The sequence below is a fragment of the Faecalibacterium butyricigenerans genome (assembly GCF_020687345.1).
Taxonomy (GTDB): domain Bacteria; phylum Bacillota; class Clostridia; order Oscillospirales; family Ruminococcaceae; genus Faecalibacterium; species Faecalibacterium butyricigenerans.
In genome coordinates, this window is sequence record NZ_JAJEQL010000001.1 from 162,670 (window position 1) to 187,087 (window position 24,418).

A 24,418-nucleotide genomic window follows, 5' to 3' on the forward strand; every position below is an offset into this window, starting at 1 on the left:
CAAGCTGCGTGATGAAGCAATGATACCATAAGTTCCAAGGCTTTTCCAGATTTTTTCCGCCAGAGGAGCCGATTTTCCGACCCTTCAGCCCCGGGTCTGCACCCAGTAGGCACCCATGCTCTGGCCGGGCTGGTCGGTGACTTCGTCCCGGAGGTAGTCTGCAAGGCCCACGGCCTCCGGCTGCCAGCTGCGGGCGGCCTCCACGGTGGGGTACTCCACCTCGGCGTACCAGAACTCCGTGGGCTGGCCCTCGTCCACATGGTTCACCTCCAGCACCGCGCCGTCGGGCAGCCGGTAGCTGCGGCGGAGCTTCGGGATGAGGGGCTTCGCAATGATCTTCGTCTCAAGGTCGCGGAAGAGTGCTTCGTCGATGTCCCGCTCGATCTCCTCCCGGGCCAGCCCGCCGCCCGACTTGAAGCAGAGGACATAGCTGGTCTTTCCGCCGGTGAGGGCCTCTTCCCGGATGCGGACGGTGGGCTGCACGCTGATGTAGCCCTGCCGCATAGCAAACTCCTCCTCCAGCGCCAGCCCCTCCGGCCAGCCCGTCACCATCCATTTGCGCTCGATCTCCATGATGTTTTCCTTCCTTTCGGTGGTTTTTGTATTTATTCTAGCACACTTTTATGGTATTATAAAGAAGCAGCCGACCGCGTGCAAAAGCCTCTCCCTTTGGGAGAGGTGTCACCGAAGGTGACGGAGAGGGCAAGCCGCCTGTGGCAGAGTCTCCGCACAGCGATAAGCAGTTCCTTTGTCAAAGCGATGCTGTCACAGCGTCCGTGCGTTTCCTTCAGCATCCTTGCCCTCTCAGGCGCTTCGCGCCAGCTCTCCCAAAGGGAGAGCCTTAAAAAGCATCAAGGAGCAATCATATGAAATCAGACCGCACCTACCCCATTTATAAAGTAAATAAAAAAGCCGAGGCCAGCCTTGTGGGCGGACACCCGTGGGTGTACGAAAACGACATCCTCGCCTTCCCCGAGAGCGAGCCGGAGAACGGCACTCTTGCCGACGTGGTGAGCACCAAGGGTGCCTACCTCGGCACCGGCTTTGTCTCCCTCAAGAGCAAGATCCGCGTTCGTCTCATCTCCCGCAACGCCAACGATACCTTCGACGCCAGCTTCTGGCGGCGTCGGGTGGAGTATGCGTGGGCCTACCGTAAGACCGTCCTTGAGCCGGACGACCTCTCGGCCTGCCGGGTCATCTTTGGTGAGGCCGACCAGTTCCCGGGCCTGACCGTGGACCGCTTCAACAACATCCTCGTCACCCAGACCCTCAGCGTGGGGATGGAGAAGCTCAAGCCCCTCCTCTTCCCCCTCCTCGTCGAGGTGCTGCGGGCCGACGGCCAGACCATCGACGGCATCTACGAGCGGAACGACGAGGCTCTGCGCGCCAAGGAGGGCCTCGGGCAGAACAAGGGCTGGTTCGAACTGCCGGGTGAGACGCACCCCGCCTCCACCCAGACCGAGATCTGCGAGAACGGCGTCTACTATCACGTCGATTTCGAGAACGGCCAGAAGACCGGTTTCTTCCTCGACCAGAAGTACAACCGCCGGGCCGTGGCACGCCTCGCCGCCGGACACACCGTGCTGGACTGCTTCACCCACACCGGCAGCTTCGCCCTCAACGCCGCCAGCGGCGGCGCGGCCCGGGTCACGGCGGCAGACATCAGCGCCGACGCCATCGCCATGGCCCAGCGGAACGCCGCACGCAACGGCCTGACCAACATGGACTTCCTCTGCGAGGACACCTTCGAGCTTCTGCCCCGCCTCGAGAAGGAGGGCCACCCCTACGACTTCATCATCCTCGACCCGCCTGCCTTCACCAAGGCACGCCGCACCGTGGAAAACGCCATGCGCGGCTACAAGGAGATCAACTACCGGGCCATGAAGCTCCTGCCCCGGGGCGGCTACCTCGCCACGGCCAGCTGCTCCCACTTCGCCACCGAGGAGCTGTTCATCAAGATGCTCCGCTCCGCCGCCAAGGACGCCCACCGCCAGCTGCGCCAGATCGAAGTCCGCCAGCAGGCCCCCGACCACCCCATCCTCTGGGGCGTGCCGGAGACGAATTATCTGAAGTTTTTCCTGTTTCAGGTAATCTGAAGCCTCTCCCTTTGGGAGAGGTGGCATTGCGGAGCAATGACGGAGAGGGCAAGCCCGGTATGACAGACCCTCCGCACAGCGATAATCAAACACCCTTTGTCAGAGCGGCGTTATCGCAGCATCCGTGCTTTCCCGTCCGCATCCTTGCCCTCTCAGGCGCTCACGCGCCAGCTCTCCCAAGGGGAGAGCCTTTGCAATAGTCATACCCTCCGCGCAAAACTCCAAAATTTCGAGAGTCGGTTTGTGCAGAATCGTCAAATCTGTCTATTGCCTTTTTCGGCCTCTTCGGCTATAATCAACGCATAGACAGCAACGGCGCTGTGAGTCACCTCCTGACTCGCAGCGTCGTTTCATTTAACCAGATATTTCGCGGGCAGAGGTCTCCCCTCTCCGCGCAAAAATCCACGGCAAGCTGAAGCATTTTGTTCAAGTAAGGAGTAGGAATTTATGGCAGCAAATGTTATGGAGATCTACGGCAGCAAAGTCTTTAACGAGCACGTCATGAAGGAGCGTCTTCCCAGCGCTACCTATAAGAGCCTCGAGAAGACCCTGCACAAGGGCGCGCCTCTGGACATCGAGGTCGCAAACGTCGTGGCCAGCGTCATGAAGCGCTGGGCAATGGAGCTGGGTGCCACCCACTACACCCACTGGTTCCAGCCTCTGACCGGCATCACCAGCGAGAAGCACGATGGCTTCGTCTCCCCCGTGGGCGACGGCACCGCCATCATGGAGTTCAACGGCAAGGAGCTTGTCCGCGGCGAGCCGGATGCCTCCTCCTTCCCCTCCGGCGGCCTGCGTGCCACCTGTGAGGCCCGCGGCTACACCGCATGGGACCCCACCAGCTACGCTTTCGTGAAGGACGACGTCCTCTGCATCCCCACCGCTTTCGTCAGCTACACCGGCGAGGCTCTGGACAAGAAGACTCCCCTGCTGCGCTCCATGAACGCGCTCTCCAATCAGGCCATCCGCGTGCTGAAGCTCTTCGGCAAGGATGTGGACTACGTCTCCACCACCGTCGGCCCCGAGCAGGAGTACTTCCTCATCAAGAAGGAGGACTACGAGGCCCGCCAGGACCTCATCCTCACCGGCCGCACCCTCTTTGGCGCACCTTCGGCTAAGGGTCAGGAGCTGGAAGAGCACTACTTCGGCGTCATCCGTCCTGAGGTCTCCGCGTTCATGAAAGAGCTGGACGAGGAGCTGTGGAAGCTGGGCGTCCCTGCCAAGACCAAGCACAACGAGGTGGCCCCCTGCCAGCATGAGCTGGCCCCCATCTTCGATACCACCAACGTCGCCATCGACCACAACCTGCTGACGATGGAGATGATGAAGAAGCTGGCCCCCAAGTACGGCCTCGTCTGCCTGCAGCATGAGAAGCCCTTCGAAGGCGTCAACGGCAGCGGCAAGCACAACAACTGGTCCATGTCCACCACCCATGAGAATCTGCTGGACCCGGGCGACACCCCCATGGAGAATCTGCAGTTCCTCGTCTTCCTCGCCGCTGTCATCAAGGCAGTCGATGAGTACGCCGACCTGCTGCGCACCTCCGTCGCTACCCCCGGCAACGATCACCGTCTGGGTGCCAACGAGGCACCTCCGGCCATCATCTCCATCTTCGTGGGCGAAGAGCTGGAGGCCGTCATCGACGCCATCGCTTCCGATTCTCCCTACGCCGGCCCCGTCAAGATGAAGATGGATCTGGGCGTGGACGTCCTGCCCAAGTTCAGCAAGGACACCACCGACCGCAACCGTACCTCTCCCTTTGCCTTCACCGGCAATAAGTTCGAGTTCCGTATGCCCGGCTCTGCCGAGAACCTGAGCGACGCCAACACCATCCTGAACACCGCTGTCGCCAAGGAGCTGAAGGGCTACGCCGACGAGCTGGAGAAGGCCGACGACTTCACCAGCGCCGCCATCGCCCTCATCAAGCGCACCATCCGCGACCACCGCCGCGTCATCTTCAACGGCAACGGCTACACCGCCGAGTGGGAGGCCGAGGCAGCAAAGCGCGGCCTGCCCAACAAGAAGAACACCCCCGCCGCTCTGCCCGCCCTCATCGACCCGAAGAACATCCAGCTGATGGAGGACTTCGGCGTCCTGACCAAGGTGGAGATGGAGAGCCGGTACGAGGTCGAGCTGGAGCACTACTCCAAGATCATCAACATCGAGGCCCTGACCATGCTGGAGATGGCCCGCAAGCAGCTGCTGCCCGCCATCAACGCCTACATGAGCGAGGTCGCCAACACCGCTGCCTCCAAGCTGGCCGTCAGCGAGAGCCTGAGCGTCCGCAGCGAGACGAAGACGCTGAGCCACCTGTCCGCCGATGCCGACGCCATGAGCGACGCCATCGACGAGCTGCAGGCAGCCGTCGATGCCGCCAAGGCCCTCTCCGACGAGAGCGCAAAGGCCGTCGCCTTCCACGACGATGTGCTGCTCAAGATGGACGCTCTCCGCGCCGCCGCTGACGACGCCGAGACCATCTGCGGCGAGGACTACTGGCCTCTGCCCAGCTACAGCAAGATGCTTTACTACGTTTGAGCTTCTCGCATCAGCGCAGAATAAAGCACCTTGGGCTGAGGCGCTTCTCTAAGCCATTCTCCTTTTCCTATTTCTTACACCAGCCTGAAGACCTGCTCCTGTATGGGGGCAGGCCTTTGGGCGTTTTTTAAGAGGACACACTATGAGCTATACGACACAGCAGGACATCCTCGATTTCGTCGAGGACAATAACGTAAAATTTGTCCGCTTCGCGTTCTGTGACATCTTTGGCGTTCAGAAGAACATCGCCGTGCTGGCCAGCGACCTGCCCAAGGCGCTGGAAGAGGGCGTCTGCTTCGACGGCAGCTCCATTGCGGGCTTCATGCATGTGGAGGAGAGCGACCTTGTCCTCCGGCCCGACCTGTCCACCACGACCATCCTGCCCTGGCGCACCGCCGAGGGGCGGGTGATGCAGTTCTTCTGCGACGTGGAAAAGCCGGACAACGCCCCCTTCGGCGGCAACTGCCGCGGCTTCCTGCGGGACATCAACCGCCGGTTCCGAAATCTGGGCCTGAGCTGCAATGTAGGCACCGAGTGCGAGTTCTATCTCTTCGAGAACGACGACCATGGCCGTCCCTCCCGCATCCCCATCGACGCAGGCGGCTATTTCGATGTGGCCCCGCTGGATGCAGGCGAGAACCTGCGCCGGGACATCTGCCTGACCATGGAGCAGATGGGCCTTGCGCCCCAGCACAGCCACCACGAGAACGGCCACGGCCAGAACGAGATCGATTTCCACTACGCAGGCCCCCTGCGGACTGCCGACAATATCTTCCTGTTCAAGCAGATCGTCCGGGCCGTGGCCGCCAGCAACGGCTTCCACTCCAGCTTCCTGCCCAAGCCCCTGCCCGATCAGGCCGGCAGCGGACTCCACATCAACTTCTCGCTGTCCATGGATGGCAGGAACCTCTTTGAGGGCGACATCGCCCCCGACAGCATCCCCGGCAGCTTCATGGCGGGCATCCTCCGCCACAGCCGGGAGCTGACGGCCTTCACCAACCCCCTGCCCAACAGCTACCTCCGCTTCGGCTGTGACGAAGCCCCCCGCTATGTGAGCTGGAGCCGCCAGAACCGCAGCCAGCTCATCCGCATCCCGCAGGTGAGGGGCAACAACTGCCGGATGGAGCTGCGCAGCCCCGACCCGGCCTGCAACCCCTACCTCGCCATCGGCCTCGTGCTGGCGGCAGGCCTCGATGGCATCGAGAACCGGATGCAGCTGTCTGCCCCTGTCAACCGCAACCTCTTTATCCCGGCCGAGGCCGTCGGCCTCGGCCTCGAGACCCTGCCCGCCTCGCTGGAAGAGGCCGTGGAGGTGGCCAAGGGCAGCGAGTTCCTGCACAAGTTCCTGCCCGACGAGCTGAGTCGGCGCTACTACGCCGAGGCCCTGCGCCGGTGCGAGGCGCTGAAGAGCGCCGCCGACCCGATCGAATACGAGCGCGTCCACTACTTCAATGCCATCTGAGACAGCATGACATGAGAAAGGAGTGAGCCGTATGGGACGTGCCCTGATCGTAAGCGCAGGCGCAAGCTCGAACGAATATATCTCCGCACGCCTGACTGAGCTGGGCTATGCGCGGCCCCTCATCGTGCCCAGCGCGGCGGAGGCGAGGCGGCGGATGCTGGAATCCGACTTCGAACTGATCGTGGTCAACGCGCCTCTGCCGGATGAGTTCGGCCATGAGCTGTGCGCCGACGCCGTGGAAAAGACCGACGCGGGCGTGGTGTTTCTGGCCAAAGCCGCTGTCGCCGAGCAGCTTCTGACCCCTCTGAGCGAGCAGGGGGTGCTGCTGGTGACAAAGCCCTTCTCCAACACATTTTTCCTACAGGCCATCCATATGGCCGCCGCCAGCAACCACCGCCTGCTGCTCCTGCGTCAGGAGAACCAGCGGCTGCAGGAAAAGCTGGCGCAGGTGCGGCTGGTCAGCCGCGCCAAGTGCTGCCTCATCGAGCTGGGTCACATGACCGAGGCCGAGGCGCATCGCTGCATCGAAAAAAAGGCAATGGACACCCGGCGCGACCGCACCGAAGTCGCGCAGGAGATCCTGGACTCCTACGACCCCGCGCAGTGATATATTTGAAGCACTGCGCCCCCACAGCGGGAAAGTATATGTTTCAAGACCATCTACAATCTGTAAATAGAGGAGAATACTATGGCAAAATTTATTTTCGTGACCGGCGGCGTCGTCTCCGGTCTGGGCAAAGGCATCACCGCCGCCTCTCTGGGCCGACTGCTGAAGTGCCGCGGCCTCAAGGTAGCCAGCCAGAAGCTGGACCCCTATGTGAACGTGGACCCGGGCACCATGAGTCCCCTGCAGCACGGCGAGGTCTTCGTCACCGACGACGGCACTGAGACCGACCTCGACCTCGGCCATTACGAACGCTTCATCGACGAGAACCTGAACAAGTACTCGAACCTGACCACCGGCAAGGTGTACTGGAACGTGCTGAACAAGGAGCGTCAGGGCGCTTACCTCGGCCAGACCGTCCAGATCATCCCCCACATCACCAACGAGATCAAGAGCTACATCTACAATCTGGCCTCCTCCACCGAGGCTGACGTGGTCATCACTGAGATCGGCGGCACCACCGGCGACATCGAGAGCCAGCCCTTCCTTGAGGCCATCCGTCAGGTGGGCCTCGAGCAGGGCAAGGAGAACTGCTGCTTCATCCATGTCGTCCTCGTGCCCTACATCTCCGGTTCGGACGAGTACAAGTCCAAGCCCGCACAGCACTCCGTCAAGGAGCTGCAGGGCATGGGCGTCAGCCCCGACATCATCATCCTCCGCGCCGACGGCAACGTGGGCAGTGACATCCGCCGGAAGATCAGCACCTTCTGCAACGTCAAGCCCGAGTGCGTCATCGAGAACCTGACCATGCCCAGCCTCTACCAGTGCCCGCTGATGCTCCACACCGGCGGCTTGGACGATGTGGTGGTCAGGCAGCTCCACCTCGACGTCCCCCCCGCCGACCTCACCGAGTGGAAGGAGATGCTGTCCCGGATCGCCACCCGCACCAAGACCTGCACCATCGCCCTCGTGGGCAAGTACGTCAAGCTGCACGATGCCTATCTGTCGGTCATGGAGAGCCTCTATCACGCCGGCTTTGAGAACGACAGTCAGGTGGAGATCAAGTGGGTCGAGAGCGAGGACCTGCCCGATCAGGCCGCCTGCCGGGAGGCTTTTGCGGACGTGGACGGCATCATCGTGCCCGGCGGCTTCGGCGACCGCGGCATCGAGGGCATGATCCAGGCCGCACAGTACGCCCGTGAGAACCATGTCCCCTACTTCGGCATCTGCCTCGGTATGCAGATCATGGTGATGGAGTTCGCCCGCCACGTTCTGGGCTACGCCGACGCCAATTCCAGCGAGTTCACCCCGGAGGGCCATCACAACGTCATCGACCTGATGGCCGACCAGCAGGGCAACATCCCCAAGGGCGGCACCATGCGTCTGGGCAAGTACCCCTGCGCCGTCCTGCCCGGCACCAAGATGGCCGAGTGCTACGGCCAGAGCGAGATCTGGGAGCGCCACCGCCACCGCTACGAGTTCAACAACGAATACCGTCAGGAGATGCAGGATGCCGGTCTTGTCATCTCGGGCACCAGCCCCGACGGCCGCCTCGTGGAGACCGTTGAGCTGCCGGGCCGCGATTTCCACCTCGGCGCACAGTTCCACCCCGAGTTCAAGAGCCGCCCCAACCGCGCACACCCCCTGTTCAAGGGCTTCATCGCCGCCGCGCTGAAGGCCAAGAAGGAGAAGATGGGGCACTGAAACAGATAACAAAAGCCTCCGATTTTCTGCGAAAATCGGAGGCTTTTGTTTCTAATATGTAACTCTTACTTACTTGCTGGCCTTAGTGCACTTCTTCCGTGCGGCGGTCTTGCGGGCAGGCTTTGCGGCGGGAGCCTTGGCGGCAGGGGCAGCGGCCTTTGCAGCCGGAGCGGCCTCGGCGGGCTTCTCCTCAGCCTTGGCGGGGGCAGTCTCTGCCTTGACCTCGGCAACCTTCTCGACAGCCTTTTCAGCGGCCTTGGCAGCGGACTTCTTGGCCGCAGGCTTCTTTTCGGTCTTCGGCTCAGCCTTGGGGGCTGCCTTCTTGGCGGCAGGCTTCTTCGCTGCGGGCGCAGCCTTTTCCTCGGTCTTTGCGGCGGCGGGGACAGCGGCCTCAGCCTCAGCCTTGGCCTCAGCGGGCTTGTCCTCGGCCTTGGGAGCGTGCTTTGCACGGTCCTTTACCTCCGAGATGGTCCACAGCTGGTCCTCACCAGCCGTCTCCTGCCAGATCTGGAGGACAGCGCCATCAGCGGTGCCCATGCCCACGGTGTCGATGCACTTGCCTGCGGCCCACATGGAGCGCAGACGGACGGTGCCCGCCGGGGTCGGCTCCACCTTCCACATCTGGGACGTGCCGCCCACGTCCTCCCACAGGTGCAGCCATGTGCCGTTGGCGGTGCCGGTCATCATCAGGTCGATGAGCTTGCCGGAGGCGCGGTTGCGGATGCGGTAGACACCATCGCCCTCCCGGACGAAGGCCCACTCCTGCTCGGGCGCGTGCCCGTACTTGCCCAGACGGATGCTGCCGCCATCCTTGGCGTTCTCCACAGCCTGAATGACGCTGCCGGTCTTGGCGGCGATGGTGTAGAAGCGGTCTGCTTCGATAACGGTCTGTGCCACAGATTTCATAAATTTTCCCTCCGTGTTCTGAGGGACTGTTCCCTCAAATCTCTTCTCAGCGCTGTTTTTTCTCGCAGCGTTTTTCTCTCATGTACCAAATTATACCACTTGACGTGATTTCCCACAAGCAATTCGACCTTTCTTTGTCAAATGTGCTAAAAGACATTCCATTTTTTCCTGCTTTTGCGCTCAATGCCCTAACTTTTTGGAGCCGTCAGCCCCAAACTCCCAGACCTCGACATTTTGCAGGATCTGCGTTATACTTATTTTAATTATGAAAGCGAGGTATCCAGCCCATGCATTCCCCGTCCCAAGCCGATGAGACCGCGCGCAGTGCGCTCCAGTTCGAGAAGATGACCAAGACCCCTGTGCCGAAGCTCATCCTCGGCCTCGCCGCGCCCACCATCCTGAGTATGCTCATCACCAGCATCTACAATCTGGCCGACACCTTCTTTGTGGGCCAGCTGTCCACCAGCGCGTCGGGCGCGGTTGGCGTCGTGTCCAGCCTCATGGCCATCATTCAGGCCCTTGGCTTCATGCTGGGCCATGGCGCAGGCGGAATCATCAGCCGCAGCCTCGGCAATCAGGACACCCACGCCGCCACCAAGTTCGCCTCCACCAGCTTTTTCACGGCGCTGGTCTTCGGCATCGTGCTGGCGGGGGTCGGCCTTTCCACCCTGCCCGGCTTCATGATGCTGCTGGGCAGCACCGACACCATCCTGCCCCACGCCTGCGCCTATGCGCGGCCCATCCTCATCGCTGCGCCCCTCATGATGTCCAGCCTTGTGATGAACAACATCCTGCGCTACGAGGGCAAGGCCAGCTTCGCCATGATCGGCCTTGTCACCGGCGGCGTGCTCAACATCCTGCTGGACCCCATCTTTATCTTCGGCTTCGGCATGGGCACCGGCGGCGCGGGTGTCGCCACTGCTCTGAGCCAGAGCATCGGCTTCTGTATCCTGCTGTCTATGTTCCTGCGGGGCAGGACGGTGAGCCAGTTCCGCATCACGAAAGTCACCCGCAGCGCCCGGGACTTCGGCCTCATCTTCTTCAACGGTGCACCCAGCTTTGGCCGTCAGGGCCTGAACAGTATCGGCAGTATGCTGCTGAACGTCGCAGCCCGCAGCCACGGCGACGCCGCCGTGGCAGGCATGAGCATCGTATCCCGCATCTTCCAGTTCCTGCTGTCGGTGGCCATCGGCGTTGGGCAGGGCCTGCAGCCTGTGGCGGCGTTCAACTACGGCGCACGCCGCTTCGCCCGGGTGCGGCAGGCGGCCATCTTCACCCTCTCGACGGCCTTCTGCTTCGTCACGGTGCTGAACATCCTCTGCTGGTTCAATGCCGAGCCTCTCATCCGCCTCTTCCGCGATGACCCTGCTGTCACCGCCGTGGCCCTGCCCGCTCTGCGGTATCAGTGCATCGCCATGTTCTTGCAGCCTGTCATCATCGTCACCAACATGATGTTCCAGTCCATCGGCAAATCGGGCCGGGCCACCTTCCTCGCCTGCTGCCGTCAGGGCATCTGCTTCATCCCCCTCATCCTTACCCTGCCCCGCATCTGGGGCCTGCCCGGCATCGAGCTGTGCCAGCCCATCGCCGACGCCCTCACCTTCTGCATCTCAATGCCCTTCCTCCTGCCCTTTCTGAAAGAGCTGGGAGAAAAAGGGGACGAAGAATAACTGCCCGCCAGCGGCGGAAGTTTCTCCGAAGACCGTCCGCTGGGGTGGGACCCTGTTGCCGAAGGCAATAGGGCGGGCGATGGAATGGCCCGAACCGTGTCTGAGGAGAAAGCTTCCGCTGCGCCCCATTGTCACCAAACTGTAACCAGACCCGGCCAACTTTCTGCAATGAAATGGCCGGGTCTTTCGTATATACTATAAACAGGAAAGTCAAATTCTGGGAAACTGCGAGGTGTTTCTATGAAGACCGCTCTGCTTCGACTCCGCTGCCGCGCCGCCTGCCTTGTGCTGGCAGGCGGGCTGCTGACGAGCTGTTCGCTGCTGCCTGCGGCGTCGCCCCGGCCCGAGGGGACGGCGGCATCGCAGGCACCGCAGTATTACAGCGAATCGTGGCTCACCGACGATGCGCTCCATTTCATTTATTCCTACGCCGGCAACGGCGGCGGCACCATCCTCCGGGGCGGGAAAGTGCTCTATCAGGGCAGCCGCTCCGACAGTGTCCAGCTGGTGCGGAACACCCTCACCGGCGAGGCGGACTACTATCTTGTCTCCCACTCCACCCCCGGCACCGAGGAGCGCACCTCCACCCTCTACGACGCCGACGGCAGAGCCGTCATGGCCTTTCCCCATGCCGTGAACGCCACCCTCTCGGGCGGGCTGCTCATCCTGCGGGACGACGCCGACGTCTGGGCTTTCGAGAGCGGTGCCACCGGCGGCATCCGGGTGTACGACCTCGCCACCGGGGCTGAGCTGCCCGTGCCGGAAACGGCTCTTGACTGTCTCGTGGTGGATGAGGGCGGCCAGCGCCTCATCTTCAACTGCTACGACCTGCCCGAGGGCCTCACCTACGCCTACGACGACCCCGACCAGCCCCTGCATCAATACGTCCTCGTCACCGACCGGGAGGGCAATGTGCTGCTGCGGGAGGACGGCTGCACGGCCCAGAGCCTTGCGTCGTATCGCGGCAGCTTCGCCGACTGGCTGACCTTGAGCTGGTTTCGCGGCGCAGACTGGGGCATCGCCCGGGAAGGGCTTTACAACATCCTCACCGGCCAGCTGCTCACCGGCGAGGACGACAGCTCCGCCTCTGCCTGCGGCGTCGGCATCGCCTGCCTCCAGAGCCGTCAGGACAGCCACTCCATCCTCTACGACCTGAACAGCGACGAGGCCGTGGAACTGGGCCGCTTCGACTGGTGCGTGATGGACCACACGCCCGGCTGTGTCACCCTCCTCGGCAGCGATGACCCGGATAACCCCTACACCCTCATCGACCTCGCCAGCGGCGAAAAGATCGCTGTCCAGCGGTGCGACAGGGACTATCACTCCGGCAATGTCGCCGTCCTGACGGCGGACAACGTCCTGAAGGTCTACGACGGCACCACCGGCGCACTCCTGACCGATGTGGAAGTGGCACCCATTGAAGAGGCTCGTCATGTCAGTGTGACGGCCCTGCCCGGCGGCTATGCCCTGCTGCAATATGACGACGAGGACTACAATACCCTCGCCATCCAGACCTACGGCGGCGAAGGGCTGCTCTGGTCGTCTGCTGACGAGACGGAGCAGTACACCTACGTCTCCTACCTCACCAACACCGCCAATGGCCCTCTGCTCACGGCCCACCGGGACAACAGCGACTCGTCGAACCTCTCCGACGTGCTGGACATGGAGGGCAATGTGCTCCTCCGCCGCCTCGGCAGCTGCTACAGCACCGATGGCCTGCCCGACGACTGCTTTATCGCGCGGCAGGGCTTCGACTACGGCCTGATGGACTCCACCGGCCAGTGGCTCTACCGCGAAAGCATCTTTTCCTCCCCCGGCGACGACTTCGGCGGAGGCTATCTGTATTGACAACGGAGGTTTTTGGATATGAAAGAGAAGATTTCCCGCCGCAACTTCCTGCAGGTGCTGGGCCTCGGTCTCGGGGCAGCAGTGCTCACCGCCTGCACCCCCGGCGCAGCAGACTCCCCCGTCAACTCTCCGGCGGCGTCCGTCCCCGACCCGGACACCACCCCTGAACCTTTCCTGACCGTGGAGGAGTTCCCCCGCCTCGACGGCTCCACGGCCTGCATCCCTCTGATGGCCCAGCTCAAGGCTGACGTCACCGGCATGGACCTGCTCGAAGCCCAGACCGGCATCACCGTCAGCACCACAGCCTATGCGTGGGAGAACTTCGGCCTCTGGTCCCGCAGCGACAGCGACGACTACGGCGCACAGCTGCTCATCGTCTACGAGGCCCCCGAGTACGTCAAGGAAGAGCTGGCCGAGGCCGACGCAAAGCTGGAGCAGAAAGCCATCGGCCGGGACGCGCTGGTCTTCATCGTCAACGAGTCCAACCCCGTCCAAAGCCTGACCCAGCAGCAGCTGCGGGACATCTATGCAGGCCGCATCACCAACTGGAAGGAGGTCGGCGGCGCAGACGCCCCCATCGTGGCCTTCCAGCGGGGGGTGGACTCGGGCAGTCAGACCCTTTTCAAAAAGCTGCTCATCGACAAGGGCGATGGCCAGTTGATGACCGCCCCCACCGAGCTGGCTCCCGCCGACATGGGCGGGCTGGTGGACCGCATCGCCGAGTACAACAACTCTGCCAACGCCATCGGTTTCTCCGTCTATTACTACATCGACCAGATGTATTCGAAGCCCGGCCTCCGCCTGCTGGCCGTGGATGGTGTGACCCCCGGCAATGACACCATCGCCAGCGAGAGCTACCCCCTGTGCAACGAGTTTTATGCGGTCATCCATGGGAATGCCGCCCCCGACAGCCCCCAGCGGAAGGTCTACGACTGGCTGAGCACCGACGAGGGCCGCCGATGCATCGAAACGGCAGGGTATGTGGCCTGCGGCGGAGCGGCTACACCACCAGACACCACAGCGGCGTCGTGATGAGCGACAGCACCGTAGAGAGGGCCGTACACTTGCTGGCGAACGCAGAATCGGCACCGTACTTCTCGGCAAGGATGGTGGTGGTGCCGCCCATCGGCATCCCCGCCAGAACAACAGCGACCCCGGTGGCCAGCTCTCCCACATGGGCTGCGCGGCAGCCCACCAGCACCACCAGCGGCATCAGGAACAGCCGGATGACACAGTAGAGGATGACGTCCCGGTCCAGCAGCGGGTGGAGGTCGCAGCTGCCGATGATAGCCCCGATGAGGAGCATCGACATGGTCATGTTGCAGTTGCTGGTGCACTGGAGAGCTTTGCCGAGAAAGGCGGGCAGCTGGCACTGGGTCAGCATGAGGGCCATGCCCACGAACACCGCCAGAATACAGGGGTGAGTCAGGGTCTTGCGGAGGACGGCGCGGTGGCGCGTCCTTCCTCCGGGGCTGGCGGCTGCATCGTCCTGCATAAAGTAGGACACGCCCATCGACCACATCACGATGCGCTGCGGGATGAGGTAAACGGATGTCAGCAGCAGCCCCACTCCGCCGAACAGGCCCTCGGTCAGCGGACTTCCCAGAAAGCCCGCGTTGGAGCAGACCGTGCCGTACTGCATCACAGCCTTCCGCGCGAAGGCGTAGCGGCCATAGCAGACCGCGCAGATCACGCCATAAAACACCTGCAGCACGATGGACAGGATGAGGATGTCCCGCGTGCTGCGGAAGATCTCCGCATTGAACTCGATGCGGAACGACTGGATGGTGTTTGCCGGCAGGATGAGAAAGAGCAACAGGTCGGTCAGGCAGGCGCGGCCCTGCTCGGTGATGATGTGCTTCTTCGTCAGAAAGATGCCAATGGCCAACAGCAGCATCATCTGTGCCTGCAGGCTCAGCATAGTGGAAAACTCGGGCACAGATATTCCCCTCTCGTTTGAACGTCCTCTTTTGATGAATTTTTGATGAATTTATTATACCGGCATGGTGCAGGAAGTGCAAGGCCCGCAAGCCCTCCGGCAGCATGATTTTTCCGAATGGTCGGATACCGCCACGCCGCAAAAAGCAAAAGCCCCGCGATACACGCCGCCTTTCGGCGGTATATCGCAGGGCTTTTTTGGAGCTGGTGACAGGAGTTGAACCTGCAACCCACTGATTACAAATCAGTTGCGCTGCCATTGCGCCACACCAGCAAAGCGTACCCTCTCGCATCGCGCAGGGTACTTTAGTAGAATACCAGAAACTTCCCCGGTTGTCAATATCTTCTGCGGCTTCTGCCTCAGAATGCGAAAGCGCCTCGCCGTTCCTGACAGAACGGCGGGGCGCCTGAGTGGTTTTGTGAGTGTTACTGTGCGGCCATTGCCCGCTGGATGGCGGCGAAGTTCTCGAGGGTCAGGGCCTCAGGGCGGATGCGGGCATCAAAGCCCGCCGCCTCGATGGCGGCGATGACCTTCTCCTTCGGCAGGCCGAGACCGCTGGCGATGGCGTTGGCGGCGGTCTTGCGGCGCTGGCCAAAGGCCGCGCGGATGAGGGCGAAGTAACCGTCCTCATCCTCTACCTGCACGGCAGGAGCGGGGCGGATGTCCATCCGCACGACGGCGCTGGTGACTTTTGGGGCCGGGTAGAAACTGCCCGGCGCGGCAGTAAACATCAGCTTGGAGGTGGCGTAGTAGCTCACGGCACAGCTGATGGCGCTGGAGGCGCGGGTGCCGGGCGCAGCGGCCAGACGGTCGGCGGCCTCCTTCTGCACCATGACCGTCAGGTTCTGGATGGGCAGGCGGTCGCCCAGCAGCTTCATGACGATGGGGCTGGTGATGTAGTAGGGCAGATTGGCGCAGACGGCCACCGGCATCCCGGGAAACTCCTCCTCAATGAGGGCACGGAGATCCACTTTCAAAACATCCTGTAATACCAGTTTAAAATTATCCACACCGGCCATCGTTTCGGCCAGCAGAGGCGGCAGACGCTCGTCCACCTCGATGGACACCACCTTGGCGGCGCGGCTGGCCAGCTCTTTGGTCAGCACGCCGATGCCGGGGCCGATCTCCAGCACGCCCCAGTTCTTATCGACGCCGCTGGCATCCACGATCTTCGGAGGCAGGCCGGGATTGATGATGAAGTTCTGTCCAAAACCCTTGGAAAGCGCAAAATCGTATTTTTCGCACAGGGTACGGATCACGGAGAGGTCGGTCAGCTCCGGCATAGTGTTTTTTCCTTTCTCTTATCTCAAGACGCGCTTTCCACACTGGAAGCAGCCGCCTCCGAGGAAGCCTCGCCCTCCCCTGCTGCCTCGGAAGAGGCGGCGGCGGAGTCTGCTGCGAGGTCGGCATCGTTCACGCCGCCTACGGTGGTGGTGCCGGTGAGCTGCTGTGCGCAACTGACGGCACGCTGGATCTGGGGGTCGGTGTCGAGAGTGTAGTCGTAATAGCTTACCTGCTCGTCCGGGGTCAGCGGACGCTCCACGTCCACGGTCAGGCCGGTGCCGTCGAAGCAAGAGCCGTCGCCGCAGATGAGCTTAGCTACCGTGACCACCACAGCACTGCCGTCCGAGAGGCGCTGAGGGCTGCTTTGGATGGTGCCCTTGCCCATGGTGCTGCTGCCCACGAGGCGTGCGCCGCACAGGGAGCGCAGGCTGGACGCAAACAGCTCTGCCGCGCTGGCGGTGTTCTCGTTCACGAGGCAGACGGAGGGCTGGCTGATGACGGTGTCGTCGGTGCTGCTGCCCAGCAGGGTGCGGTTTCCGGTCTTATCCTCGGCATAGGCCAGCACGCCTTCCGGTGCGACGAGGTCGATACAGCTGATGGCATCGTCAAGGATGCCGCCGCTGTTGTCGCGCAGGTCGAACACGAAGCTCTGTGCACCGCTGGCGGTCAGGCTGCGCAGGGCAAAGTCCAGTTCACTGGGGGTGGAGTTGTCGAACTGCCAGATCTTGATATAGCCCACATTGTCCTGCACCATGGCGGAATCGACGCTGTTGGCCGTGAAACCGTAGTGGGTCAGGTCAGCGGTGTGCTGGGCGTTCTCGCTGTCCAGCCAGACCACATTGACGGTGATGCCGCTCTCGCCCCGGAGCTTGTTCTGGACGGCCTCTGCGCTGCCCAGACTCTTGACGTCCGTGCCGTCGATGGTGATGATGTAATCGCCTTTTTGCAGGTCGGCCTCCTTTGCGGGGGACTCGTCGTACACCTTGGTGACCTTGGCGTAGCCGGACTGGTCGATGGCCAGCTCCACACCGATGCCGATCAGCTTGCCGCTCTGGGCATTGAGCAGGTCGGTGTAGGCCGAGGCGGTGTAGTAGCGGGCGTACTTGTCGCCGGTGCCCAGCAGATAGCCTGCGGTCAGACGGTCGTACAGCATCGTCTCGTCGATGTCGTAGTAGTCGTTGGCACGCACATAGCGGTCTACTTCGGCCACCTTGTTGTACATACTCTCCTTTTCCTTCACGCTGGTGACGGTGCGGTCAAACAGCCGCATCGCCAACAGCATCGTGATGGAAAATGTGACCGTCATCGCCAGAATGACGATGGTCACAGTCATCCCTACGGAAATTTTACGGTTCATTCAGTTTTCCTCCCCGGTTCAGACCAAAAGCATCAGGACGACGCTGCCCAGCACCGACAGCAGGAATACTCCCGCCAGCAGCAGACAGCCCGCCCGAAGGATACGCTTGCGTTTTTGCTCGTTCATTTCGCCTTATGGCCTCCTTTGACCCCTCGACACAGTATTATTTCATAGGAATATAACCACGGGGATTGACTGCATTGGCCTTGGAGCCGCCCTTCCACACCTCAAGGTGGAGATGGTTGCCCGTCGAGTTGCCGGTAGAGCCGACATAGCCGATGAGTTCGCCCTGCTTGACATACTTGCCCGCCGACGTTGCCACCGAGCGCATATGGCCGTAGAGGGTGGAGTAGGCGTTGCCATCCGACATTTTGCCGTGGTAGATGATGACGTAGTTGCCGTAGCCGCCGCTGGACCATCCGGCCACCTGCACATAGCCGCTGGCGGCTGCGTAGATGGGGGTGCCGGCGGGGGCGGCGAAGTCGGTGCCCGCGTGGAGCTTGTTGACACCCGAGACGGGGTTCTTGCGCCAGCCGTATTCACTGGAGATGCGGGTATAGCTCTTGAGGGGGCAGATGAAGCCGCTGAAGCTCAGCTGCGGCTTGCTGGCCGCTGCGGCTGCGATGAGCTTCTGGATCTCCTTCTTGACGGCCTCGTAGTTCATCTCATCCGACTCGATGGCCGCCTGCGCGTTCTTCTGGGCCTGCTGAGCCTCGGCGGCGCTCAGGCGGGCCTCCTTGACGCTGGAGTTCAGCTCGTTCTGCTTGCTCTGCATCTGCTTGTTCTGGGCACTCAGCTCGGCCTTTTTGTTCTGCAGCTGGGTGCGCTCCGCCACAAGCTGGGTGCGGTCATTCACAAGGCTCTCTCGGGCAGCCTTCATGGTGTCAAGGATCTCGGTATCCTTCACCGAGATGTCCTGCATGACCTCGTTGAAGGTCAGCAGCTCGTACAGGTCGTTCACCGAGCTGAGCATGGCCACGCTGCCGCCGTCCCGCAGCTCCTGCATCGCGGCCATATGGCTCTTGAAGCCTTCCCACTGGTCGGCGATGTCCTGCTCTTTCTGGGCGATCTCGGCCTGCTTGGCGCTGATCTGCTGCTCCTTGACGCCGATGCTGTTCTGCACCTCGGCGATCTGGCCCTGAAGCACGCTGATCTGGCTCTGGATCACCGAGACCTTTTCCTTCAGCTCAGACTCGAGGGCCTTTGCGGCGGCTTCCTTCTTCTTGGCGTTGTTCAGCTCTGTCTTATGCTGTTGGATGGACTGGGAGAGTTTATCCAGCTTATTCTGCAGCGAACTCATGCTGGTGGCCGCGCTGGCCGGATAGACCGTCATGCTCAGCACAAGGCAGGCCGCCGCCACAAAGGCGCAGGCAGCACGCATCATGACCGAGTGGCCGGAGGGCTTTGCGTGGCGGGGCGAGTGGCGCAGGACGAAGCCTGCGGAATGCTTATCGTGATACACAGTAGGCCCTCCTTACACATTAAGGTGCTTGCGGATGGAGAACATACTGCCCAGACCGCCCACCAGAGCGCCCGCCACGAGGCTGTAGGTCAGGATGGTGGGCCAGACGTTTTCCAGCGGCACCAGAGCCATGCCCATGAGCATCTGCCACAGACTGCCCAGTGTGGGCGAGATCTCCACGATATAGGCGTAGCCGCCGATGCTGGCCGCCGCTGTGATGATGCCGGAGATGAGGCCCATCACCAGACCCTCGATGACGAAGGGCAGGGTGACGAGGGCGTTGGTGGCGCCGACGTACTTCATGATCTCAATTTCGCGGCGGCGGGCAAAGACGCTCAGCCGGATGGTGGTGCCCACCGTGATGATGCTCACGGCCATCAGCACCAGCACGACGATCCGCCCGGCCTTGGTGACGGCCTTCTGGACGTCCACGAAGGTCTTGGTCATCTCGATAGGGGCTGTGACGCTGTAGACGCCCTCAATGGCCTCGAATTTCCTGCTCATAGTCTCCATCTGGCTCAGATCCGACAGGGAGACGCGGTAATTTGCTTTAAAGGGGTTGTCGTTCTCGAACTCGTCCAGTAGGTCGGCGTACTCAGACATATAGCCCTTGTACTGGTTCAGGACGTCCTCTTTGGACATATACTGCACCCGGCTCACCCCTGCGGTGCTGCCGATGGCCGCGCCGACCGACTCGATGAGGGTGTTGTCGGCCTCAGGATCCACATAGACCACCATCTCGTTCTGGGTGCCCAGATAGTTGACCATGCTGTCCACGTTCACCTCAACGAGGCTGGCGAAGGTGTTCAGGGTCATGCAGACGCTGAGCGAGGCGATGCAGGCAATGGTCATGGCCCAGTGCTTGCCGAGGTTGCGCACGCCGCGCCGGGTCAGGAAACCAAACGTCGAGATCTTCATGCGTGCACCTCCTCGCCGAAGCTGGCCGGGACGTCGGAGATGATGCGGCCGTTCTTCAGGGTGACGGTGCGGCGGTTGAAGCGGCGCACCAGCTCATGCTCGTGGGTGACGACCAGCACTGTGATGCCCATCTCGCTCACCCGCTCCAGCAGCTCCATCATCTCAAGGCTCATCTCGGGGTCGATGTTGCCGGTAGGCTCGTCCGCGATGACCAGACGAGGGCTGTGGGCCAGAGCGCGGGCCACGGCCACCCGCTGCTGCTCGCCGCCGGAGAGGAACTCGGGGTAGACCTTTGCCTTATCCTCCAGATGCACCAGCTCCAGCATATAGTTGACCCGCTCCTTGATGTCCTTCTTGCCGATGTTGGTGACGTGCATCGCAAAGGCGATGTTCTCGTAGACCGTCATGGTCGGGATGAGGCGGAAGTCCTGAAAGATGATGCCCATCTGGCGGCGGAGATAGGGCACTTTGCCCCGGCGCAGCCGGGCGACATCCTTACCGTCCACGAGCACGCGGCCCTCTGTGGGCAGCTCCTCCCGGAGGATGAGCTTGAGCAGGGTGGACTTGCCTGCACCGGAGTGTCCCACCAGAAAGACGAACTCGCCGTCCGCCACATGGAAGTCGATGTCCTCCAGCGCGGGCTTGTCGCTCCTCTTGTATATCTTGGTGACATGTTCAAAATCTATCATGAGTAATCTTGCTCCTGAAAAGTTATTTGGTACAGAAGTTCCAAGCTTAAACCTCTCAGTCTCGCTTCGCTCGACAAGGCCGGGTTGCGGCGTCAGCCGTGACGGAGAGGTTGTCCATACAGGCTATAACAAAAGAAACCGGCCAGCATCGGGGTCGAGCGGCCGGTTTCGGCGTCCGCAGCCGGGGCGGCTGAGACGAAATATCAATATTTGGCCGGATTGTTGGACAGGTACTTCTTGACCATGAGCGCTACCTTGAACACGATAGCGTCGTCGAACTCACGCAGATCCAGACCGGTCAGCTTTTTGATCTTTTCCAGACGGTACACCAGCGTATTGCGGTGGACGAACAGGCCGCGGCTGGTCTCGGAGACATTCAGGTTGTTCTCGAAGAAGCGCTGGATGGTAAAGAGGGTCTCCTGATCCAGACTCTCGATGCTGCCCTGCTTGAACACTTCGCGCAGGAACATCTCGCAGACCGTGGTGGGCAGCTGATAAATGAGGCGTGCAATGCCCAGATTGTCGTAGCGGATGATCTGCTTCTCGGTATCGAACACCTTGCTGACCTCCATGGCGATCTGTGCTTCCTTAAAGGAAGTGGCCAGATCCTTCACGTTGGCGATGGGGGTGCCGATGCCCACGACAGCCTTGATGTAATGCTCTCCGGACAGGGTATCCACGATGCTGGCCGCCAGCTTTTCCATATCGGAGCGGTCGATGCCCTTGCGGATCTCCTTGACCAGAACGGTGTCCGTCTCGCTGATGTTGAAGACGAAATCCTTCTGCTTATCGGGGAACAGGCTGCTCACCACGTCGTAAGCGGAGATGTCGCCGCCGCTGGTGACGCGGACAATGAACACCACCCGGGAGACGTCGGTGGCGAAGTGCAGCTCACGGGCCTTGGCGTAGATGTCGCCGGGCAGGATATTGTCCAGCACCACATTCTTGATAAAGTTGGACTTGTCGAACTTCTCATCGTGATACTGCTTGATGCTCTGGAGGCTGATGGACAGCAGCGCGGCGAACTGGCCCGCAGTTTCGTCAGCGCCTTCCACGAAGACGGCATAATCGTTATGCTTTGCGCTGGAGAACTGCTGATAGGTGTAGCCATCCCGCACGAAGCGGTCTCCGGCCGTCAGACGCTCTGCCATAAAGCCCTCGCGCACCTCGCCGATCAGATTCAGCTCCGAGCAGGAGATGACAGCGCCGGTCTCATCCACCACGCCGACCACACGGTCGATCGCGTCCTTCATCTGGTAGATCACGCTCTGAAATACTCTATTGGCCATAAATGGATACCCCTTTTCCTCTCTTGTGCAAACCGCAGGTGGGCGGGATTGTGATTTTCAACAATTTCGCCGCATTACATTTTATATTTTACACAAAAGAATTTACTTTTGCAACATATTTCACCAAAAAAAATTCTTCTTTCTTGTTGAAATTATCTTTCGGGGCATTTTCAGGGCCAAAAAAGGCCTTTCTGCGTGGTTCTGAGAGCTATTTTACCGGCAAATTGTGATACTTTTTTGAAGAAGGGGTGAAAAGCGCCGCCTCACCCCGTGGTAATTTTCGCCACTTCGTCGGCGGTCAGCTCCCTCCACTGGCCCGGCGCAAGGCTCTCGTCCAGCGTAAGGCCGCCGATGGCGTCCCGGTGGAGGGCGTTGACGCCCGCGCCGTAGATGCCGAACATCCGCTTGATCTGGTGGTAGACGCCCTGCCGCAGCAGGACGCGGACGGTCAGGCCGTCGGGCGTAAGGGCGGACACCTCTGCCGGAGAGAGGGCCGTGCCGTCGGCCAGCGTGACGCCGGCGGCAAAGCCTGCGCGCATCTCCTCCGTCAGCGGGGTGTCGATGGTAACGGTGTAGGTCTTGGAGACATGGCGCTTGGGCGCGAGGATGTCGTGGGCAAAGCCGCCGTCGTCCGTCAGCAGGACGAAGCCGGTGCTGGTCTTGTCCAGCCGCCCCGCCGGGAACAGCTCCCGCCGGGGGTAGGCGTCCCCCACCAGATCGACGACGGTGGTGTCCCTCTTGTCGGTGGAGGCGCTGACGACGCCCTCGGGCTTATTGAGCATGAGGTAGACGAACTGCTGGTAATCGAGCGCCCTGCCGTCCACTGCCACGGCGTCGGCGGCCTTCAGCTGGGTGTCCCCTTTCTTGCAGACCGCACCGTTCACGGTGACGCGCCCTTTTGCCAGCAGCGCCTTGGCCTCGCTCCGGGTGCATTGGGCCGTCTCGGCCAGATATTTGTCGAGTCGCATGGTGTTCTCCTGATTCTCAATGTTTTGTGCGGATATATTGTAGCATTTTAGGTAGAACGGTTCAAGGCTCTTCCTTTGGGAGAGCCTTTTGCAGTGCCCCAAAAAGCTTTGTCTCAAAACAAAAGAGAGAACGCGCAGCAGCGTTCTCCCTTTGTGAGCTAATGTTTTGAAGCCTTAGACACTCAGATTCGCATGCTGCTCCACAGCATCCGGATTCGTGTCGAAAATGGGCTTGAGGATGTGGGCAATGAACTCCTCCACCTGCTGGGGAGCGCGGCCCACGAAGTTTTCGGGCACAAGGCCCGCTGTTATCTCCTCCTTGGTCAGGCCAAAGGCGGGGTCAGCGGCGACACGATCTACCATATCGTTGGGCAGGCCCTCTTCCTTGACCTGCTTGCCGGCGGCGATGGCGTGCTGGCGCAGGCGCTCGTGCAGCTCCTGACGGTTGCCGCCCTTCTCCACGGCCTGCATCATGATGTTCTCGCTGGCCATGAAGGGCAGCTCCGCCATCAGGCGGCTGCGGATGACCTTCGGGTAGACCACGATGCCGTCGGTGACGTTGAGCATGATGTTCAGGATGGCGTCGGTGGCGAGGAAGCCTTCGGCCATTGCCACCCGCTTGTTGGCGCTGTCATCCAGCGTCCGCTCGAACCACTGGGTGCCAGTGGTGAAGCTGGGATTGAGCACATCCACCATCAAGTAGCGGCTCAGTGCGCAGATGCGCTCGCAGCGCATGGGGTTGCGCTTGTAGGGCATGGCAGAGGAACCGATCTGGTTCTTCTCAAAAGGCTCTTCCATCTCCTTGAAGTTGGCCAGCAGGCGCAGGTCGGTGGCAAACTTCATGCAGCTCTGGCCGATGCCGGCCAGAGCATTCAGGATGAAAGCATCCACCTTGCGGCTGTAGGTCTGGCCGGACACCGGGATAACGGCCTCGCGGTCGAAGCCCATCTCCTCGGCGATAGAGGCATCCACAGCGCGGATCTTATCGGCGTCGCCCTTGAACAGCTCCATGAAAGAGGCCTGCGTGCCGGTGGTTCCCTTGACACCGCGCAGCTGCAGGGTCGCAAGGCGGTGGTCGATCTCGTTGAGGTCCATCACCAGCTCGTTGGCCCACAGGGTGGCACGCTTGCCCACGGTGGTGGGCTGGGCGGGCTGGCAGTGGGTGTAGGCCATGCAGGGCATATCCTTGTACTCCTCGGCAAACTTGGCCAGCTTTGCCAGCACGCCGATGAGCTTCTTGCGCACCAGCTCAAGGCCCTGACGCATCACGATGATGTCGGTGTTGTCGCCGACGTAGCAGCTGGTGGCGCCCAGATGGATGATGCCTGCTGCCTTGGGGCACTGCTGGCCGTAGGCGTAGACATGGCTCATAACGTCGTGGCGCACCAGCTTCTCCCTCTCGATGGCGACCTCATAGTTGATGTCGTCCACATGAGCTTCCAGCTCGGCCACCATCTCGGGGGTGATATTGGTCAGGCCCTGCTTCATCTCGGCCCGGGCCAGCGCCACCCACAGACGGCGCCAGGTGCGGAACTTGTTGTCGTCCGAGAAGATGTACTGCATCTCATCGGAGGCATATCGGGTGGAAAAGGGGCTGATATAACGGTCATGCTGAGACATTAAGCTGTCCTCCTTGGGTAAGTTTTGCAAAAGGCTCAACCTCTCAGTCTCGCTATCGCTCGACAGC

The 24,418-nt window shown here is 61.5% G+C and carries 19 protein-coding genes and 1 tRNA gene; 8 read left to right on the forward strand and 12 right to left on the reverse strand.

What is annotated here, in order from left to right; genetic code table 11:
• Positions 1-84: 84 nt before the first annotated feature.
• Positions 85-573, reverse strand: a complete 489-nt coding sequence (locus LKD23_RS00765; protein WP_227619898.1) for a CYTH domain-containing protein — start codon at positions 571-573, stop codon at positions 85-87.
• Positions 574-866: 293 nt separating this feature from the next.
• Here LKD23_RS00765 and LKD23_RS00770 point away from each other — a divergent pair, with 293 nt between their 5' ends.
• The 5 genes from LKD23_RS00770 (at position 867) to pyrG (ending at position 8,401) form a co-directional block, all read left to right on the forward strand.
• On the forward strand, positions 867-2,096 hold the full coding sequence (locus LKD23_RS00770) for a class I SAM-dependent rRNA methyltransferase (RefSeq protein WP_227619899.1): 1,230 nt from the start codon (positions 867-869) through the stop codon (positions 2,094-2,096).
• 447 nt (positions 2,097-2,543) lie between these two features.
• Positions 2,544-4,631: a glutamine synthetase III family protein gene (locus LKD23_RS00775; RefSeq protein WP_227619900.1), complete on the forward strand. Its 2,088-nt coding sequence runs from the start codon at positions 2,544-2,546 to the stop codon at positions 4,629-4,631.
• Between the two features lie 142 nt (positions 4,632-4,773).
• Positions 4,774-6,093 carry a glutamine synthetase family protein gene (locus tag LKD23_RS00780; protein ID WP_227619901.1) on the forward strand — a complete coding sequence of 440 codons (1,320 nt, stop codon included), beginning with the start codon at positions 4,774-4,776 and terminating at the stop codon, positions 6,091-6,093.
• 31 nt (positions 6,094-6,124) lie between these two features.
• On the forward strand, positions 6,125-6,700 hold the full coding sequence (locus LKD23_RS00785) for an ANTAR domain-containing response regulator (RefSeq protein WP_227619902.1): 576 nt from the start codon (positions 6,125-6,127) through the stop codon (positions 6,698-6,700).
• An 81-nt stretch (positions 6,701-6,781) separates the two neighbouring features.
• The gene (gene pyrG / locus LKD23_RS00790; protein ID WP_227619903.1) at positions 6,782-8,401 is read left to right on the forward strand and encodes a CTP synthase; all 1,620 of its coding nucleotides are present in this window, start codon (positions 6,782-6,784) and stop codon (positions 8,399-8,401) included.
• A 69-nt stretch (positions 8,402-8,470) separates the two neighbouring features.
• On the opposite strand, the gene LKD23_RS00795 is transcribed toward pyrG, so the two are convergent.
• A complete protein-coding gene (locus tag LKD23_RS00795) occupies positions 8,471-9,307 on the reverse strand; it encodes an RICIN domain-containing protein (protein ID WP_227619904.1) in 837 nt (278 codons plus the stop codon).
• 287 nt (positions 9,308-9,594) lie between these two features.
• Between LKD23_RS00795 and LKD23_RS00800 the strand changes: the two genes are divergently transcribed.
• The 3 genes from LKD23_RS00800 (at position 9,595) to LKD23_RS00810 (ending at position 13,857) form a co-directional block, all read left to right on the forward strand.
• Positions 9,595-10,977 (forward strand): MATE family efflux transporter, encoded by a 1,383-nt coding sequence (locus tag LKD23_RS00800; RefSeq protein WP_227619905.1) that lies wholly within the window; start codon positions 9,595-9,597, stop codon positions 10,975-10,977.
• Positions 10,978-11,217: 240 nt separating this feature from the next.
• The gene (locus tag LKD23_RS00805) at positions 11,218-12,825 is read left to right on the forward strand and encodes a DUF5046 domain-containing protein (RefSeq protein WP_227619906.1); all 1,608 of its coding nucleotides are present in this window, start codon (positions 11,218-11,220) and stop codon (positions 12,823-12,825) included.
• 18 nt (positions 12,826-12,843) lie between these two features.
• Entirely contained in the window at positions 12,844-13,857 is a 1,014-nt protein-coding gene (locus LKD23_RS00810) for a PstS family phosphate ABC transporter substrate-binding protein (RefSeq protein WP_227619907.1), read from the forward strand.
• Here the strand turns inward: LKD23_RS00810 and LKD23_RS00815 are convergent.
• The 10 genes from LKD23_RS00815 to purB all read right to left on the reverse strand — a co-directional run bounded on the left by LKD23_RS00815 (position 13,826) and on the right by purB (position 24,351).
• Positions 13,826-14,746, reverse strand: a complete 921-nt coding sequence (locus LKD23_RS00815) for an AEC family transporter (protein ID WP_227619908.1) — start codon at positions 14,744-14,746, stop codon at positions 13,826-13,828. The genes LKD23_RS00810 and LKD23_RS00815 overlap by 32 nt on opposite strands.
• A 216-nt stretch (positions 14,747-14,962) precedes the next feature.
• Positions 14,963-15,037 (reverse strand) — tRNA-Thr (locus LKD23_RS00820).
• Between the two features lie 152 nt (positions 15,038-15,189).
• Positions 15,190-16,047 carry a 16S rRNA (adenine(1518)-N(6)/adenine(1519)-N(6))-dimethyltransferase RsmA gene (rsmA, locus tag LKD23_RS00825; protein WP_227619909.1) on the reverse strand — a complete coding sequence of 286 codons (858 nt, stop codon included), beginning with the start codon at positions 16,045-16,047 and terminating at the stop codon, positions 15,190-15,192.
• 23 nt (positions 16,048-16,070) lie between these two features.
• Complete coding sequence (locus LKD23_RS00830) at positions 16,071-17,405, reverse strand: S41 family peptidase (RefSeq protein ID WP_227619910.1); 1,335 nt, start codon at positions 17,403-17,405, stop codon at positions 16,071-16,073.
• Positions 17,406-17,568: 163 nt separating this feature from the next.
• Positions 17,569-18,867 (reverse strand): murein hydrolase activator EnvC family protein, encoded by a 1,299-nt coding sequence (locus LKD23_RS00835; protein ID WP_227619911.1) that lies wholly within the window; start codon positions 18,865-18,867, stop codon positions 17,569-17,571.
• Between the two features lie 12 nt (positions 18,868-18,879).
• Positions 18,880-19,785 carry a cell division protein FtsX gene (locus tag LKD23_RS00840; RefSeq protein ID WP_227619912.1) on the reverse strand — a complete coding sequence of 302 codons (906 nt, stop codon included), beginning with the start codon at positions 19,783-19,785 and terminating at the stop codon, positions 18,880-18,882.
• Positions 19,782-20,474: a cell division ATP-binding protein FtsE gene (gene ftsE, locus LKD23_RS00845; protein ID WP_227619913.1), complete on the reverse strand. Its 693-nt coding sequence runs from the start codon at positions 20,472-20,474 to the stop codon at positions 19,782-19,784. The genes LKD23_RS00840 and ftsE overlap by 4 nt, the downstream gene beginning before the upstream one ends.
• A 203-nt stretch (positions 20,475-20,677) precedes the next feature.
• Positions 20,678-21,763 (reverse strand): PucR family transcriptional regulator, encoded by a 1,086-nt coding sequence (locus LKD23_RS00850; RefSeq protein ID WP_227619914.1) that lies wholly within the window; start codon positions 21,761-21,763, stop codon positions 20,678-20,680.
• Positions 21,764-22,026: 263 nt separating this feature from the next.
• Positions 22,027-22,731, reverse strand: a complete 705-nt coding sequence (locus tag LKD23_RS00855) for a pseudouridine synthase (protein WP_227619915.1) — start codon at positions 22,729-22,731, stop codon at positions 22,027-22,029.
• 174 nt (positions 22,732-22,905) lie between these two features.
• On the reverse strand, positions 22,906-24,351 hold the full coding sequence (gene purB / locus LKD23_RS00860) for an adenylosuccinate lyase (protein ID WP_227619916.1): 1,446 nt from the start codon (positions 24,349-24,351) through the stop codon (positions 22,906-22,908).
• Positions 24,352-24,418: the final 67 nt, after the last annotated feature.

Bases quoted from the DNA above. Each gene is read 5' to 3' on its own strand.
- LKD23_RS00810 (WP_227619907.1), top strand. From the start codon at position 12,844: ATGAAAGAGAAGATTTCCCGCCGCAACTTCCTGCAGGTGCTGGGCCTC.
- LKD23_RS00805 (WP_227619906.1), top strand. From the start codon at position 11,218: ATGAAGACCGCTCTGCTTCGACTCCGCTGCCGCGCCGCCTGCCTTGTG.
- LKD23_RS00780 (WP_227619901.1), top strand. From the start codon at position 4,774: ATGAGCTATACGACACAGCAGGACATCCTCGATTTCGTCGAGGACAAT.
- LKD23_RS00840 (WP_227619912.1), bottom strand. From the start codon at position 19,785: ATGAAGATCTCGACGTTTGGTTTCCTGACCCGGCGCGGCGTGCGCAAC.
- rsmA (WP_227619909.1), bottom strand. From the start codon at position 16,047: ATGCCGGAGCTGACCGACCTCTCCGTGATCCGTACCCTGTGCGAAAAA.
- LKD23_RS00795 (WP_227619904.1), bottom strand. From the start codon at position 9,307: ATGAAATCTGTGGCACAGACCGTTATCGAAGCAGACCGCTTCTACACC.
- ftsE (WP_227619913.1), bottom strand. From the start codon at position 20,474: ATGATAGATTTTGAACATGTCACCAAGATATACAAGAGGAGCGACAAG.
- LKD23_RS00850 (WP_227619914.1), bottom strand. From the start codon at position 21,763: ATGGCCAATAGAGTATTTCAGAGCGTGATCTACCAGATGAAGGACGCG.
- pyrG (WP_227619903.1), top strand. From the start codon at position 6,782: ATGGCAAAATTTATTTTCGTGACCGGCGGCGTCGTCTCCGGTCTGGGC.
- LKD23_RS00815 (WP_227619908.1), bottom strand. From the start codon at position 14,746: ATGCTGAGCCTGCAGGCACAGATGATGCTGCTGTTGGCCATTGGCATC.
- LKD23_RS00800 (WP_227619905.1), top strand. From the start codon at position 9,595: ATGCATTCCCCGTCCCAAGCCGATGAGACCGCGCGCAGTGCGCTCCAG.
- LKD23_RS00765 (WP_227619898.1), bottom strand. From the start codon at position 573: ATGGAGATCGAGCGCAAATGGATGGTGACGGGCTGGCCGGAGGGGCTG.
- LKD23_RS00830 (WP_227619910.1), bottom strand. From the start codon at position 17,405: ATGAACCGTAAAATTTCCGTAGGGATGACTGTGACCATCGTCATTCTG.
- LKD23_RS00770 (WP_227619899.1), top strand. From the start codon at position 867: ATGAAATCAGACCGCACCTACCCCATTTATAAAGTAAATAAAAAAGCC.
- purB (WP_227619916.1), bottom strand. From the start codon at position 24,351: ATGTCTCAGCATGACCGTTATATCAGCCCCTTTTCCACCCGATATGCC.
- LKD23_RS00855 (WP_227619915.1), bottom strand. From the start codon at position 22,731: ATGCGACTCGACAAATATCTGGCCGAGACGGCCCAATGCACCCGGAGC.
- LKD23_RS00775 (WP_227619900.1), top strand. From the start codon at position 2,544: ATGGCAGCAAATGTTATGGAGATCTACGGCAGCAAAGTCTTTAACGAG.
- LKD23_RS00785 (WP_227619902.1), top strand. From the start codon at position 6,125: ATGGGACGTGCCCTGATCGTAAGCGCAGGCGCAAGCTCGAACGAATAT.